Annotated in this window: 17 protein-coding genes; 8 read left to right on the top strand and 9 right to left on the bottom strand. The window is 67.7% G+C overall.

The window, feature by feature from the left end:
• Positions 1–38: 38 nt before the first annotated feature.
• Complete coding sequence (locus tag IG04_RS0129125) at positions 39–848, bottom strand: DUF72 domain-containing protein (RefSeq protein ID WP_030479932.1); 810 nt, start codon at positions 846–848, stop codon at positions 39–41.
• 17 nt (positions 849–865) lie between these two features.
• Here IG04_RS0129125 and IG04_RS0129130 point away from each other — a divergent pair, with 17 nt between their 5' ends.
• Positions 866–1,600, top strand: coding sequence for an arylamine N-acetyltransferase family protein (locus tag IG04_RS0129130; protein WP_030479933.1), 735 nt, complete (start codon positions 866–868; stop codon positions 1,598–1,600).
• On the opposite strand, the gene IG04_RS0129135 is transcribed toward IG04_RS0129130, so the two are convergent.
• The gene (locus IG04_RS0129135; RefSeq protein WP_338043595.1) at positions 1,555–3,255 is read right to left on the bottom strand and encodes a glycoside hydrolase family 5 protein; all 1,701 of its coding nucleotides are present in this window, start codon (positions 3,253–3,255) and stop codon (positions 1,555–1,557) included. The two genes, IG04_RS0129130 and IG04_RS0129135, sit on opposite strands and share 46 nt — an antisense overlap.
• A gap of 117 nt (positions 3,256–3,372) precedes the next feature.
• Here IG04_RS0129135 and IG04_RS0129140 point away from each other — a divergent pair, with 117 nt between their 5' ends.
• From IG04_RS0129140 to IG04_RS0129155, 4 genes are all read left to right on the top strand, one after another.
• On the top strand, positions 3,373–3,660 hold the full coding sequence (locus tag IG04_RS0129140; RefSeq protein WP_030479935.1) for a type II toxin-antitoxin system Phd/YefM family antitoxin: 288 nt from the start codon (positions 3,373–3,375) through the stop codon (positions 3,658–3,660).
• Positions 3,648–4,055, top strand: a complete 408-nt coding sequence (locus IG04_RS0129145; protein ID WP_030479936.1) for a type II toxin-antitoxin system VapC family toxin — start codon at positions 3,648–3,650, stop codon at positions 4,053–4,055. The genes IG04_RS0129140 and IG04_RS0129145 overlap by 13 nt, the downstream gene beginning before the upstream one ends.
• A gap of 48 nt (positions 4,056–4,103) precedes the next feature.
• Positions 4,104–4,607, top strand: a complete 504-nt coding sequence (locus IG04_RS0129150) for a DUF2199 domain-containing protein (RefSeq protein ID WP_030479937.1) — start codon at positions 4,104–4,106, stop codon at positions 4,605–4,607.
• Positions 4,608–4,704: 97 nt separating this feature from the next.
• On the top strand, positions 4,705–5,031 hold the full coding sequence (locus IG04_RS0129155; RefSeq protein WP_030479938.1) for a hypothetical protein: 327 nt from the start codon (positions 4,705–4,707) through the stop codon (positions 5,029–5,031).
• A gap of 78 nt (positions 5,032–5,109) precedes the next feature.
• On the opposite strand, the gene IG04_RS0129160 is transcribed toward IG04_RS0129155, so the two are convergent.
• The 4 genes from IG04_RS0129160 to IG04_RS0129175 form a co-directional block, all read right to left on the bottom strand.
• Positions 5,110–7,218, bottom strand: a complete 2,109-nt coding sequence (locus tag IG04_RS0129160; protein WP_030479939.1) for a 3-hydroxyacyl-CoA dehydrogenase NAD-binding domain-containing protein — start codon at positions 7,216–7,218, stop codon at positions 5,110–5,112.
• A gap of 43 nt (positions 7,219–7,261) precedes the next feature.
• Positions 7,262–8,491 (bottom strand): thiolase family protein, encoded by a 1,230-nt coding sequence (locus IG04_RS0129165; RefSeq protein ID WP_030479940.1) that lies wholly within the window; start codon positions 8,489–8,491, stop codon positions 7,262–7,264.
• A gap of 92 nt (positions 8,492–8,583) precedes the next feature.
• Positions 8,584–9,033 (bottom strand): ABA4-like family protein, encoded by a 450-nt coding sequence (locus IG04_RS0129170; RefSeq protein ID WP_030479941.1) that lies wholly within the window; start codon positions 9,031–9,033, stop codon positions 8,584–8,586.
• On the bottom strand, positions 9,030–9,866 hold the full coding sequence (locus IG04_RS0129175) for a hypothetical protein (protein WP_245816743.1): 837 nt from the start codon (positions 9,864–9,866) through the stop codon (positions 9,030–9,032). Before IG04_RS0129175 ends, IG04_RS0129170 begins: the two co-directional genes overlap by 4 nt.
• 106 nt (positions 9,867–9,972) lie before the next feature.
• Here IG04_RS0129175 and IG04_RS0129180 point away from each other — a divergent pair, with 106 nt between their 5' ends.
• Both IG04_RS0129180 and IG04_RS0129185 read left to right on the top strand, forming a co-directional pair.
• Positions 9,973–10,614, top strand: coding sequence for a MerR family transcriptional regulator (locus IG04_RS0129180; RefSeq protein WP_030479943.1), 642 nt, complete (start codon positions 9,973–9,975; stop codon positions 10,612–10,614).
• Between the two features lie 214 nt (positions 10,615–10,828).
• Positions 10,829–11,317 (top strand): HIT family protein, encoded by a 489-nt coding sequence (locus IG04_RS0129185; protein ID WP_030479944.1) that lies wholly within the window; start codon positions 10,829–10,831, stop codon positions 11,315–11,317.
• 99 nt (positions 11,318–11,416) lie between these two features.
• Here IG04_RS0129185 and IG04_RS0129190 read toward each other — a convergent pair whose 3' ends face one another.
• On the bottom strand, positions 11,417–11,905 hold the full coding sequence (locus IG04_RS0129190) for a GNAT family N-acetyltransferase (protein WP_030479945.1): 489 nt from the start codon (positions 11,903–11,905) through the stop codon (positions 11,417–11,419).
• Between the two features lie 97 nt (positions 11,906–12,002).
• Positions 12,003–12,596 (bottom strand): TetR/AcrR family transcriptional regulator, encoded by a 594-nt coding sequence (locus tag IG04_RS0129195; protein ID WP_030479946.1) that lies wholly within the window; start codon positions 12,594–12,596, stop codon positions 12,003–12,005.
• A 69-nt stretch (positions 12,597–12,665) separates the two neighbouring features.
• On the opposite strand from IG04_RS0129195, the gene IG04_RS0129200 reads away from it, so the two are divergent.
• Complete coding sequence (locus tag IG04_RS0129200; RefSeq protein ID WP_030479947.1) at positions 12,666–13,307, top strand: O-methyltransferase; 642 nt, start codon at positions 12,666–12,668, stop codon at positions 13,305–13,307.
• A gap of 132 nt (positions 13,308–13,439) precedes the next feature.
• Here the strand turns inward: IG04_RS0129200 and IG04_RS0129205 are convergent, their stop codons facing one another.
• On the bottom strand, positions 13,440–14,696 hold the full coding sequence (locus IG04_RS0129205; RefSeq protein WP_030479948.1) for a ribonuclease D: 1,257 nt from the start codon (positions 14,694–14,696) through the stop codon (positions 13,440–13,442).
• Positions 14,697–14,712: the final 16 nt, after the last annotated feature.

The following is a 14,712-nucleotide window of genomic DNA, read 5'->3' on the forward strand; positions in this document are numbered from 1 at the left end:
GGCGCACCTCCGTCCGGATGAGTGTGCGTCCGTTCGGCTCAATCGGCCAGACGATCTTGCAGCGCTTTGGCGTCGCGCGGCGCGTAGGCCTTCGCGTCGTTGTCGAAGTAGACGAACACGTCGCCCTGCTTCCGCCAGGCGCGAACCTTCTCCGCCCACTGGTCGAGGCCCTCGTCGGTGTAGCCGCTGACGTAGAGCTCGTCGTGGCCGTGCAACCGGACGTAGACGAAGTCGCTCGTCACCTCCTCGATCAACGGGTACTTGCCGGCAGCGTCCGCGACCACCAGCGCGATGTCGTGGCGCCGGAGCAGATCGACGAACTCCGGTGTGTTGTAGCTGTCGTGGCGCACTTCGAGGGCGTAGCGCATCGGCCGTTCGGCGTCCGTGGTGGTGTGGGCCGGGTCGACGCGATGGTCGTGGCGCTTCGCGACCTCCGCAGCCTCCGTGGTGGTGCGGGGCAGGCCCTCGAAGAAGCTCGTGAGCAGGTCCGCGTCGAACCGCAGCGTGGCCGGCAGCTGCCAGAGGATCGGACCGAGTTTCGGGCCCAGGGCGAGGACTCCGGACGCGAGGTAGTTCGCGAGGAGCTCGTTGCCGTCCTTGAGGCGTTTCATGTGCGTGATGAAACGGCTGCCCTTGACGGAGAACACGAAGTCGTCCGGTGTGTCGGCGGCCCACTTCTGGTAGCTGGACGGGCGTTGCAGCGAGTAGAAGGAGCCGTTGATCTCGACCGAACCGAACTGCTCGCTCAGGTAGGCCAGCTCGCGTTTCTGCGTGACGCCCTTGGGGTAGAACACGCCGCGCCAGGGTGAGTAGACCCACCCCGAAGTGCCGATCCTGACCTCGCCCATGTGGTTATCGTGGCACGGTGGACGACTACCTACAGCGCATCGGTGCCTCTCGCACGTCGTCGTTGGCAGAGCTGCACGAGCGGCACCTGCTGAGCGTCCCGTTCGAGAACCTCTACACGCACATGGACACCCGGATCGTGCTGGAGATCCCGTGGCTCCACGACAAGATCGTGACGCAACGGCGCGGCGGGTTCTGCTACGAGCTCAACGGACTGTTCGCGGAGTTGTTGCGGCACTTGGGACACAGCGTCGACCTGCTCGCGGCGCGCACGGTGGGCGAGGAACAGCGGCTCGGTCCGCCGTTCGACCACCTGGCGTTGCTCGTGGACGGCGCCTGGATCGCCGACGTCGGGTTCGGGGCGTTCACGTTGCACCCGCTCGACTGGAAGTCGCGCGAGGACCAGCACGATCCGTTCGGCGTGTTCCGGCTCGTGGACTCGGGTGACGACGTGGAGGTGCTGATGGACGGCAAGCCCTCCTACCGGCTCGAACGCCGGCCGCGCGACCTCGCCGAGTTCGTGCCGACCTGCTGGTGGCACCAGACCGCGCCGGAGTCGCACTTCCGCGCGGGGCCGATGGCGTCGCTCGCGATGCCCGCGGGGCGGATCACGGTGACGGACAAGAAGATCGTGGTGACGGAGAACGGCCGCAAGACCTCGACGGATGTCGAAGATCCCGCGGCCGCGTTCCTGGAACAGTTAGGACTTCACTTCCGGCAGAGCAACGCGTCCGGGGTCCTGCGCCAGTTGTAGGCGACGCCGGCGATGTGCTCGTTCTGCGCGCACTGGCCCTTGTAGTGCCCGCTGGCCCAGTCGCCGCCCTGGTCCGGCCGGTTGTCGCCGCGGTCGAACCAGATGACGCGGCTGGTGGAGCCGGTCGCGACCGGAGCGCAGACCAGCGTGAAGTTCGCGTAGCCGACAGCCGCGTTGTTGTTCGGGCACTGGAGCTTCGTGTAGCCGGATGCCCAGTCGTTGGTCACGTGCTGCTCGTTGGTGACCCTGGTCGTGCCGCTCCACTGTGGACCGCTGACGCACAGGCCGCGGTTGCCCGTGTGGCTGATGCCGACGAGCTTCTCGTTCTGCGGGCAGGATTCCTTGAGGAGCTGGTTCCACCGGGTCTCCTGCGGGATCTGCCCGGTGCGGCTCGGCGCGGTGACGAGGCGGTTCCACGCGCCGGCCCGCCAGTCGTCACCGTCGTTGACGCCCATGCGGTTGCCGGCCGCGTCCCAGTGCAGCAACGCCCATCCGTTGCCGCCCCGGTTGGTGTGGAAGCCGACCAGCGGCCAGTAGGCGAAGTCGGTGTCGTCGGCGATCAGCTGGTTCACGAACCGCTCGAACCAGTCGCGCGCCTTGGGGTTGTTCTCCCCGCGGCCGCCGACGCCGAACTCGCTGATCCACAGCGGCGCGGTGAAGTGCTTCTGTGCCTCGGTGATGAAGAAGGCCTGGCGCTGCAGGACGTTGATGTGCTCCTGCGGCGAGAGGTCCTGGTAACGGGGATCGGTCGTCTCGCCGATTCCCGTGGCACCGCTGTGGTTCGGCCCGGTGTAGCCGTAGAAGTGGGCCGAGTAGACGAGCTTGGCGGGATTGGCGAGCGTGTGGCTGAGGAAGCGCGCCGGCTCCAGCGTCGGCCGGCCGTGCGCGAAGCCGTCGACGGGGATGCCGGTCCAGTTGATGCCCTCGACGATGACGAGCAGGTCGGGCGCGGTCTGCTGGAGGCGGTCGGCGGCCTGCTGGGAGGCCTTGTGCCAGTCGTGGTCGTTGCCCCAGCCCCAGTTCGGGTCGTCCCAGACGTTGCGGCGCACCTCGTTGTAGAGATCCGCGCCGACCACGCGCTTGTTCGCCTTGTAGCGGCCGGCCATGAACGCCCAGTCGTTGATCCACTGGTCGGTGCTCTGGCTGGTGTTCCAACGCTCGTTGCCGTCGACACCGCAGCACCACCGCGAGGTCGTGGTGTGGTTGTTGAGGATGACGGCGAGGTTGTTGCGGGTCAGTTCGGCCACGACCGCGTCGTAGACCTCGAGCGGCCGCTTTCCGTTGAGCTGCGCGTCCTTCAGGCCGCGGACGGGGTTGGTGTCCTTGAGCATCTGGTTGGAGAACGGCAGCCTGATGCTGTTGACGCCGATCTCCTTGAAACCACTGATGATCGTGGCCATGGTCGCGCGGTCGAGGCCGAGCGGAACCTGGTCGGCCTTTTCGCCGGAGTGGTGGTTGGCGGGGTCGTTGATGTCGCCGGAACCGGTGTAGGTGCCGCTCGCACCGTGCCAGTTCCCGGACTTGAGCTTGAAGCGGTCGCCGTGTGCGTCGACGATCCACCGGCCTCGGGTGCTGAGGGGGCCGGTCCAGGCCGCCTCCTCCGCGTGCGCTTGCACGGGAGCCACGAGACTCGCGGCCAGGAGCAGGGGAGCCAAGACGCGAATCGTTCTCATATCTGAAGAGGCTAGTTGAGAACCCGGACCCTGCAAATGCTCGGTTCCGAGCGTAGCTACTCCGTAGCACTTTTCTGCATTTTGCGCTACGGTGGTGGCATGCAGCAGCTCAAAGCCATCGGCCAGCGTGAGCTCCGCAACGACAACGCGGAGATCATGCGGCGCGTCGAGGCGGGTGAGAGCTTCGTCGTCACCCGCAACAACAAGCCCGTCGCGCAGCTCCTGCCGTACCGGGAGGACGCCGTGACCCGTCCGCCTCTGGGTGACGTTCAGGTGCTGTTCGGCACCCTGCCGCCGGTCGACGCGGACCGGTGGGAGGCCGACCGCCGCGCGGCCGACGAGGTGTTCGGCGTGGACGACCCGCTGGACGACCCGTGGCAGAGCTGAGCTGTCTGCTCGACACCTGTGTGCTGATCAGGCTCGAGCGGGCGAATCTGGGTGAGTACGTGAACGCCCAGCCGTTCCTGAGTGCCGTGACGATCGCGGAGATCGCGTTCGGGCTCGACACCGAGGATCCGGTCGAGCGGTTCGCGCGCACGGAACGGTATTACGCGGCGCTGCAGACGTTCGAGGTGCTGCCGTTCGGTGTCGAGGAGGCCAAGGTCTACGGGCAGATGGCCTCGCTGGTGCGGCGCGCCGGCCGAAGCCCGCGCCCGAGGAGGATGGACCTGCAGATCGCGGCCACGGCGGCGGTCGCGGGCCTGCCGGTGCTGACGATGAACGTCAAGGACTTCAAGGACGTCGGGCGGCTCGTCGAGGTCGTGCCGATCCGTCAGGTCTGAGCACCCGTGGAGGAATCAGCGCAGGCCGGCGACTCTAAGCTGGCTGCCATGATTGCTGCGGGGTTCACCTGTTCGTGCTGCGGTGAGGTGCACGAAGGCCTTCCATTCGGTTACTCGATGGCCGCGCCCGTGTACTGGTCGCCGGACGTCGCCGAGAAGCCCGGCAGCTTCCTCTCGGGGGAGCAGTGCGTGATCGAGAACGAGCACTTCTTCGTGCGTGGCCGCATCGTCCTGCCGGTGCGCGACGCCGACGAGGACTTCGAATGGGGTGTGTGGGTCTCGATCTCGCCGGCGAACTTCGGCCGCATGATCGACGTGTTCGAGGACCCCGCCCGTGTGAACGAGCCGCCCTACTTCGGCTGGCTGTCGACGATCCTGCCCGGCTACGAGCCCACGACGCTCAACCTCAAGATCAACCTGCACACGCAGGAGGTCGGGGTGCGGCCGTTGGTCGAGGTCGAACCCACCGATCACCCGCTCGCCGTGGAACAGCGCGAGGGCATCACGGTCGCGCGGGTGCAGGAGTTCGCGGAGTTCGCTCTGCATCAGTGAGGAACGCACGCGCTGAGGATCGCGGGACACAGGAACATGACCTGATCGAAACATCCCAACGGCTAATGATCCCGCGATTCATCCCGATACGTGACACATGACTGTCACGGACATCGCGTCGTGGGGCACGGCGGACCACGTGCGAGCCGCGCTCGAACGTCACCTCGAAGGCGCGCTGGTAGAAGTCCCCGGAGACGACGACGCACCCCGCTGGGCGTTCAGCGAGGCGTTGCGCAGGTCGTTGATGCTGCGCCAGACGCACCCGTTCGACACCGTCGCCATCGGGCTGCCGGACCTGCTTCGCTACCGGGAACTGGTGGCCGGCTCCGAGGTGACGCTGCGCGCGACGAACATCGACGCCTACTTCATCCGCAAGGACGGGTCGGCCGAGCTCCACCAGCCGGTGATGGCGCCGGAGGCCTAGGAACAGGCTTCCAGCGGTTTCAACGACAGAGGCGCCCTCCACCAGACAGGTGGAAGGCGCCCCTGAAAGTTGCGGCGATCAGGCGGGCACGGAGGCCACACCCGGTGCCAGGAAACGCTTACCGGTCACCTTCTCCGAGATGCCGGTGCGGTCCAGGTACGGCGTGATGCCGCCCAGCCAGAACGGCCACCCGGCGCCCAGGAGCATGCACAGGTCGATGTCCTGCGCCTCCGCGACCACGCCCTCGTCGAGCATGATCCGGATCTCCTCGGCCAGCGCCTCCAGCGCGCGGGTCTTGACCTCGTCACCCGTCAGCGGGGAGGAGCCGAACTCCCACAGCGCCTGGACCTCGGGGTCGACGGTCTGCGCGCCCGTGGAGTCCCACTGCCAGACCGCGCCCTTGCCGGCGGCGACGAACTTCTTCATGTTCTCCGACACCGAGAAACGGTCCGGGAACGCGCCGTGCATCGTCTCCGACACGTGCAGCGCGACGGCGGAACCGACGAGCTGCAGCAGGATCATCGGCGACATCGGCAGGCCGAGCGGCTCGGTGGCCTTGTCGGCGACCTCGAACGACGTGCCCTCGTCGACCGACTTGATGACCTCGCCCATGAAGCGGGTCAGCAGGCGGTTCACGACGAACGCGGGCGCGTCCTTCACGAGCACCGAGGACTTCTTGAGCTGCTTGCCGATCGAGAACGCCGTGGCAAGCGTGGCGTCGTCGGTCTGCTCGGCGCGCACGATCTCCAGCAGCGGCATGATCGCGACCGGGTTGAAGAAGTGGAAGCCCACGACCCGCTCGGGGTGCTTGAGCTTCGACGCCATGTCCGTGATGGACAGCGACGACGTGTTCGTGGCGAGGATCGCCTCGGCGGAGACGTGCTCCTCGACCTCGGCGAACACCTGCTGCTTCACGGCGAGGTCCTCGAACACGGCCTCGATCACGAAGTCGGCGTCGGAGAACGCGGACTTGTCGAGCGAGCCGGAGACCAGCGCCTTCAGCCGGTTCGCCTCGTCCGGCGAGATCCGCTTCTTGCCCGCCAGCTTGTCGATCTCGCTGTGGACGTAGCCGACGCCCTTGTCCACGCGCGCCTGGTCGATGTCGGTCAGCACGACCGGCACGTGCAGGCGGCGGATGAACAGCAGCGCCATCTGCGAGGCCATCAGGCCCGCGCCGACGACACCGACCTTGGTGACCTTGCGCGCCAGCGACTTGTCCGGCGCACCGGCCGGACGCTTCGCGCGCTTCTGCACCAGGTTGAACGAGTACAGGCCCGCGCGCAGCTCGTCGCTCATGACGAGGTCCGCGAGGCCCTCGGTCTCGGCGGCGTAGCCCTTCTCCAGGTCGTTCTCGCGCGCCAGCTCCAGCAGTTCCAGAGCCTTCTGCGCACCCGGCGCCGCGCCCTTGGTCTTGCCGTGCACGATGCCCTTGGCGCGCGCGACGGCGGCGTCCCACGCGTCACCGCGGTCGATCTCCTTGCGGGGCACGGAGATCTCACCGCGCACGACGCCGGACAGCCACAGCAGCGACTGCTCCAGGTAGTCGGCGGAGTCGAACAGCACGTCCGCGATGCCCAGCGCGAGAGCATCCTTCGGCTTGAGCATCTTGTTCTGGTTCAACGCGTTCTCGAAGATCACCGTCACGGCGTCGTTGGCGCCGATCAGGTTCGGCAGCAGCTGCGTGCCGCCCCAGCCCGGGAACAGGCCCAGGAACACCTCGGGCAGCGCGATCGCGGCCGCGTTCGACGCCAGCGTGCGGTAGTGGCACGACAGCGCGAGCTCGAGCCCGCCGCCCATGACCGCGCCGTTGACGAAGGCGAAGGTCGGGATGTCCGAGTCGGTGAACTTCTTGAAGACCTCGTGGCCCAGCTGGCCGATCGTGACGCCCTGCGAGCGGTCCGTGGCCTGCTCGACGGCGGTCAGGTCCGCGCCGACGGCGAAGATGAACGGCTTGCCGGTCACCGCGATCGCGGCCGGGCCGGCGGCGTAGGCCTCGTCGAACGCCGCGCCGAGCGAGACGAGCGACTGCGGGCCGAACGTCGACGGGCGGGTGTGGTCCAGGCCGTTGTCGATCGTGATGAACGCGACCGGCTTGTCCAGGCCCGGCACCGAGATCAGACGAGTCTTGGCGTGGGTGACGACCTCGTCGGGGAAGATCGCCTTTGCTTCCTCAAGGGAGATAGTCACTTGCCACTCCTGTAAAGGTTCATCGAGGCGGGGGCGCTGATGGTCACTTGCCACTCCGCTGTGCCGATTCCCAGTGGGGGTTCTCCCAGATAACCGTGCCACCCATGCCGATGCCGATGCACATGGTGGTGAGGCCGTAGCGCACGTCCGGACGCTCGGCGAACTGACGCGACAGCTGCGTCATGAGGCGCACACCGCTCGAAGCCAGCGGGTGGCCGGTCGCGATCGCGCCGCCCCACTGGTTCACGCGGGCGTCGTCGTCGGCGATGCCGAAGTGGTCGAGGAATGCGAGCACCTGAATGGCGAACGCCTCGTTGACCTCGAACAGGCCGATGTCCTCAATGGACAGACCGGCGCGCTGGAGAGCCTTCTCGGTGGCGGGCACCGGGCCGATGCCCATGACCTCGGGCTCGACACCCAGGAAGGAGTAGCCGACCATCCGCATGCCGATGGGAAGGCCGAGTTCGCGCGCGGTCTCCTCCTCGGCGAGGATGCAGCCGGTCGCGCCGTCGTTCAGACCGGCCGCGTTGCCCGCGGTGATCCGGCCGTGCGGGCGGAACGGGGTCTTGAGCTTGCCCAGGTCCTCGACCGTGGTGCCCGGACGCGGCGGCTCGTCGGCCGTCGCGAGGCCCCAGCCGTTCTCGGCCGAACGGGTCGCGACGGGCACGAGTTCCGGCCCGATCTTGCCGTTCTTGATCGCGTCGGCGTACTTGGCCTGGGAAGCGGCCGCGTAGGCGTCGGTGCGGTCCTTGGTGATGTGCGGGAACCGGTCGTGCAGGTTCTCGGCGGTCTGGCCCATCACGAGCGCGCTGGTGTCGACGATCCGGTCCGACAGGAAGCGCGGGTTCGGGTCGACGCCCTCGCCCATCGGGTGGCGGCCCATGTGCTCGACACCGCCCGCGATGGCGACGTCGTAGGCGCCGAACGCGATGCCGCTGGCGGCCGTGGTCACGGCGGTCATCGCGCCCGCGCACATGCGGTCGATCGAGTATCCGGGGACCGACTTCGGCAGGCCCGCGAGCAGTGCGGCGGTGCGGCCGAGCGTGAGGCCCTGGTCGCCGATCTGCGTGGTCGCGGCGATGGCGACCTCGTCGACCCGCTCCGGCGGCAGCTCGGGGTGCCTGCGCAGCAGCTCACGGATGACCTTCACGATGAGGTCGTCGGCACGGGTCTCGGCGAAAATCCCCTTGGGGCCGGCCTTGCCGAACGGCGTGCGGACGCCGTCGACGAAGACCACGTTCCGAACCCGTGCCGGCGCTGCTGGTGCGGCCACGGCGTCTCCTCCACTTGTGGTGACAACTCTGTCCACTGCCGGCCGGGCTGCGCGACATCCCTACCGGTCGGTAACGCCAACTCTAACCCTAGTTACTGGTGAGTAACCACAGCGGCACCCCTGTTCGTTGTGTCACACACCTTGCGCACGATCAGGAACAGCGGCAACCCGACGGGGGCCAGCAGAATCGTGATCACCAGAACGGGTGCCATGACCAGCGGGTGGACGTCGAGCCGCCGCCCTTCGAGGTACATCCAGCGCCCGACGAACAGGTCCCACGCGAGCATGTGCGCCCACACCAGCGCCGCGCCCGTCGGCGTGCTCATGAACTCGGCCAGCGCGCCGATCTCGGGCCTCGTGACCAGCGGCAGCAGCTCCGGCAGCACGGGGACCATCAGCACGATGTAGATCACGACCGGCGGCAGCACGATCAGGTAGGACTCGGCGATCCGCCGCGTCCACGACCACTTCGGCGCGAAGATCATGAGCGCCCAGAACGGCGCGATCAGCAGGAAAGTCAGGTCGAACAGGGTGGCGATCATGCGTCCACGAGCTCCTTCTTCGGTGCGCGCGCCCACACCACGCCGAGCGCGGTCGCGACGATGATCCCGGCGAGCGCGAGCAACGTCGTGCCGTCGGGCTGGAACAGGGGCTGGCCGCGCAACGCCTGCCAGGTCACGAGCAGGAAGATGCCCAGGAACGACCCGCTGAGGACCCAGGCGAGCTTCGCGCTGGCGCGGTTGCCGAGAAGCGCGATGAGCACGGGCAACACCTGCAGCGCGTGCATGCCCACGAAATGCCCGACCCGCAGGTCGCCGTGCTCGGTGCTCCACCCGGTGATCGCCATGTAGGCGCCGCCGTCGGGCGCGCCGACCGTGTGCGAGCCGAGCGTGCCGCCGTCGAGGGCCTGGCCGGGCTTCGGCTGCGTCATCAGGAACCCGACGCCGAGCCCCAGGAACGAGATGACGAGCCCGAGCCGGATCGACCACGACAGGGCCTCGTTCTCGATCTTCGTGCGCCACAGCAGGATCGCGACGATCGCGTGCGTCACCCACAACACGACGATCGTCGAGCCCATGATCGAGAACAACGCCGTGTCGAGCGGCGTCTCGAAGTTGAAGTGACTGCGCCTGCCACGCACGACCTGGCCGACGATGACGACCATCTCCAGCGCCCCGGCCGCCGCCAGAACGGTGCCGGCCCACCAGCCGACGCGCTGGAACCTCTTCAGGTACGTGAGCAGCCACGCCAGCGTGAACGCGTAGAGCGCCAGTGACACGGCGAACTTGAACGGCTTGAGCCAGATCGGCGAACCGACCAGCATCCGGTCATCGACCAGCAGCCCGAGGAGCGAGACCGGAATCAGAAGCGCCATCGACCAGCCGAACAGGACTAACGGCCGGTGCCACGTGCGAAGCATCTCTCTATACCCCCTGAATGGATAGCGGCACTCTCTACTATCCGGAAGCTACACTATCCATATGCGTGTTGGCGAGCTCTCCAAGAGAAGCGGCGTCGCGGTGCCGACGATCAAGTACTACCTGCGTGAGGGACTGCTGCCCGCCGGCGTGCTGACCAGCCCGAACCAGGCCCACTACGACGACGAGCACCTGCGCCGGCTCCGCCTGGTGCGTGCACTGATCGACGTGGGTGGCCTGTCCATCGCCTCCGTACGCGACGTGCTCGCGGCCATCGACACCCGCGACGAGTCGCTGCACAACAAGCTCGGCGCCGTCCAGGAGGCCATCAGTCAGCCGGGCACGGTCGAGCTCGACCCGCTGGCGATCGCGGACGTCCAGGCGTTCTTCGCGAGGCACGGCGAGACGGAGTGTGCCGACGTCACCCAGTCCAATGTGACCCACATGCTCGCGGCCGCCCTGTCCTCGGGCCGCTCGATCGGTCACGACCAGATCCGCGACCTCCTCGACCCCTACCTGGAGGGGCTGAAGATCATCGCTCAGGCTGACCTCGAGTACGTCGTCCGGCACACGTCGCCCGACGACGTCATCGAGTCGATGGTCGTCGGCACCCTCATCGGTGACACCGTCCTCAAGGCCTTGCGGCGGCTCGCGCATGCTCAGGTGTCGCGCGACATGATCGGCGACGGCCCGGCTCAGAACTGATATATCGGAGCAATATATTAGTTCTTGGGTCCGTGACCTGCTGGTTAGCAATGACTCTTTGGACTTCGTCCGCAAAAGACTCGTTGCAAAGGGTAGGGCTGGCGAAGTTTCGATCGACCTGTGCGAGAGAGCGGGGGTCCAGCCGGACACGTCCTGGCGCAGCGAGTGATTCCGCGGTGGCGAGACACTGGCAACGGCCGGGTAAAGCTGGATCATGACCACTCGCGTGCCCTGGGACTCCGACCGCTACCTGGCGCTCGCCCGCCGGGCGTGCTTCATCTGCGAACTCCTCGTCGGCAACCCGGACTACCCGCACCATGTCGCCTACCGTGACGGCACCGCGATCGTCTTCGCGAGCAAGTTCCCCTCGGTGGCCGGCCACTTCCTGGTGGCGCCGGTCGACCACCGCGAGCACGCCATCGCCGACTTCACGCCCGACGAGTACGCGGCGATCCAACGCGTCGTGCACCGAGCGGGCACCGCCCTGAGCTCGTTGCTGCCCGTTGAACGGCTCTACGTCCTGTCGCTCGGCAGCCAGCAGGTCAACCGGCACGTGCACTGGCACCTCGCGCCGTTGCCGCCGGGTGTGCCTTACGAAGATCAGCAGATCGCCGTCTTCGAGGCTTCGCGCGGCATTTTCGACGTGCCCGACGACGAGGTCGCCGACCTTGCCCAGCGGCTCGGCGAGCGCATGATTAACTGATATATCGGCCGATATATCAGTTAATCGCCTACTGTGACCTGCTTCTTTGCAATGACTCTTTGGACTTCGTCCGCAAAAGAGTCATTGCAAAGGGTGGGATCAGGGGAGGCGGAGACGCCAGCGGGTCTCGCCGTCGTGGACCTCGTCGGTGGCGGTGAGGCCGGCGGACGTGGCTACAGCGGCGGACGCGTGGTGGTCGGGGTGGACGTGCGCGATCACGGTGCGGACCGGCTGGGTGGCCAGCCAGGTGACGAGGCCTTGGGCTGCTTCGCGGGCGATGCCGCGGCGCTGCCACCGCGTGCCGACGATCCACGCGATTTCGGCCGACCCTTCGGCTTGAGCGATCGTCGCTTGGACCGTGCCGGTCAGGCGGTCCTCGTCGCGGAGCCGGATCACCCAGTTCAGCCACCGCACCGCAGGGTCGGGCGAGCCTGCGGCCAATCGCCGGTACCTGGCGAGCAGCGCTTCCGGGGAGAGCGGAGTGCCGCCGGTGAACGCGTGCAGCGCCGGGTCCGCCAGCATCTCGGCCATCTCGGCGGCGTGCTCGGTTTGCAGCGGGAGCAGGTCGAGGCGGGCGGTGCTGATCATCGTGGGTTGCCCCTTGCAATGGGTCGTTTGCGGACAAAGTCCAAAGGGTCATTGCTAAGGGGCAGGTCAGCATAGGGACGGCGGAGCGATATATCAGTTATTGGTGCTGGTGGCGGTGCAGGAAGGCTGCTGCCAGGTCGTCGGTGAAGGTGCGGGGGACGGGGGCGCCGGTGACCAGGACGCGGTAGTAGATCGGGCCTACGAGGTGGTCGAGTGCTGTCTCGACGTCGAGGCCGGCGGGGAGTTCGCCGCGTTCGATCGCGCGCTGCAGGGGGAGGCGGTCGCGGTCGCGTTGGTGGCTCAGGTGATCGTCGCGCAGGCGGGCGGCTAGTTGTGGGTCGTGCTGGGCCTGGCCTGTCAGGGCGCGGAAGACCGCGCCTGGGTCCGAGGTGGTGAGGAACTCGGCCAGGGTTGCCAGGTGCGCGCGGATGTCTGTGCCCAGGTCGCCGGTGTCCTGCGGAGTGAGGTGTTCGGCCATGTCCTCGGTGAACGCCTCCAGCAGCACGTCGACCTTGGACGGCCACCAGCGGTAGATCGTCTGTTTGGCTACGCCGGCGCGTGCGGCTATGCCTTCGATCGTCACGCCGGCGAATCCTCGTTCGGCCAGCAAATCGTCGGCGGCTTCCAGGACCGCCTGCCTGGCTTCCTCGCTGCGGCCGTGCCGGTTTCCGCGATGTGTGGTGCTCTTCATCGCCACCTCCAGGAGGCGTACTTTAGTCAGGGCTAGGCTAGACGCGACGTTGCGTCTACTGTGGCGGGCATGGCGATCACTTTGCATGAGACGCGGGTTCGTTTGGTGCTTGATCGGCTCTTCGGTGCCGCTGGAGCGGATGACGGCTTCGTTGCGCCGTGGGATTTAGTGCGCACGGGTAGTGCGCAGGAACGCGCCGATGCGTTGGCCGGGGTTTACATGCCTATCTCGGCCAGCGGCGGGGAGCTTCTCTATGGGCTGGTGCGGTCCGGCAGGCCGGAGACCGTCGTCGAGTTCGGCACGTCGTTCGGGATCTCGACGCTCTACCTGGCGGCGGCTGTCGCGGACAACGGGTACGGGCACGTTTACGGGACGGAGATGTCCTCGGGGAAGGTCGCCGCGGCGCGGAAGAACCTCGACGAGGCGGGGCTCGGTGCGGTCGTGACGATCCTGCCCGGCGACGCTCGTCGCACGTTGGCGGATCTTGCGGGGCCGATCGGGCTGGTGCTGCTCGACGGGTGGAAGGAGCTGTGCCTGCCGGTGTTGCGGGATCTGGAGCCGCGGCTCGCGAGCGGTGCGCTCGTCGTCGCTGACGACATCGACCAGGACTCGATGGCCGGCTACCTCGAGTATGTGCGCGATCCGGCGAACGGGTACGTCAGCGTCGCGTTTCCCGTCGAGGACGGCATGGAGATCAGTTGCCGGGCCTGAGTAGTTCGGGGCGTGACGACGGCACTCGACGATGCACCCGGTTTGACCAGGCGTGGGGAATGTCGAGGCCGTCGTCAACGCACGGCCTAGCTGATATATCGGATATCAGTTAGAGGGTGCCAATGGACGGCCTCAGTCGGACGGCGTGGGTGCTGTCGCTGCCAGCGCCTTGGTGAGGGCTTCCAGCGTGAGGTCGATCTGCCACGACCTGGCCCCTCCGTCGCGCAGCACGGTGGCCACGGATTCGGGGGAGAGGTCGGCCGGTGGTTGCCAGCAGGTGCGGCGCACGAGGTCGGGCAGCAGCAGGTTCTCCACCGGGAGGGTGTTCGCCTCGGCGATGGTCGCCAGCGCCGCTCGGGTCGCGGCCAGGCGGGCCGCGGCGTCCGGGTCCTTGTCCGCCCAGCGGTTGGGCGGGGGCGGGCCGTCGTGCTGGCCTGCGGGCTCGGGGAGCTCGGACTTCGCCAGAGCGCCTGCCTTGCGCAGGGCGTTCATCCAGACGCCGGACATGCGGCGCTGGGATCGGCCGCGGAAGACCGGCAGGGCGAGCAGTTCGGCCTCGTTGGCCGGGTTGCGGGCGGCCGCCTCCATGAGTGCGGAGTCCGGGAGGACTCGGCCCGGGGCGATGTCGCGTTCGCGGGCCACGGTGTCGCGGGCTTCCCACAGCGAACGCACGAGGGCCAGCTGCCGCTGGTTGCGCACGCGGTGGATACCCGACGTGCGCCGCCAGGGGTCGGTGCGGGGGCGCGGCAATGGCGCCATCCGCACCGCCTCGAACTCTTCGAGCGCCCAGGCGAGTTTGCCCTGGCTCTGCAGCTCGGCTTCGAGAACGTCGCGCAGCTGCACGAGCAGCTCCACGTCGAGAGCGGCGTACGTCAGCCAATCGGCAGGAAGGGGCCGGCGCGACCAGTCGGCCGCGCCATGCCCCTTCTCGAGCCTGTAACCAAGTAGCCGTTCCACCAGCGTGCCCAGTGCGACACGATCGAACCCAGCCAGCCTGCCCGCCAGCTCGGTGTCGAACAGCACGTCGGGTCGTAGCCCGAGTTCGGCGAGGCACGGCAGGTCCTGAGACGCCGCGTGCAACACCCACTCAGTGCCATCTAGCGCCTGCACCAGTGGGTCTAGCCGTCCGCCAAGGGCGATCGGGTCGACCAACCAGGTGCCGGCGCCTTCCCGGCGCAGTTGCACCAGATAGGCACGCTGTGAGTAGCGGTAGCCCGAGGCTCGCTCGGTGTCCACCGCGACCGGGCCCTTCGCCCCGGCGAGCGCGTCAGCGGCTCGCCGGAGCGCAGCTGGATCGGCGACCACGGGCGGGACCCCATCAGCAGGTTCCGTCAGCGGTACCGGTTCTGGTCCGGTTGGTGCGGTTGGCTCGTCGGCGGGTACATCCACGGGGGATGACCCTACG

Origin of the sequence: Lentzea albidocapillata, assembly GCF_000719115.1 — a bacterium.
Classification (GTDB): domain Bacteria; phylum Actinomycetota; class Actinomycetes; order Mycobacteriales; family Pseudonocardiaceae; genus Lentzea; species Lentzea albidocapillata.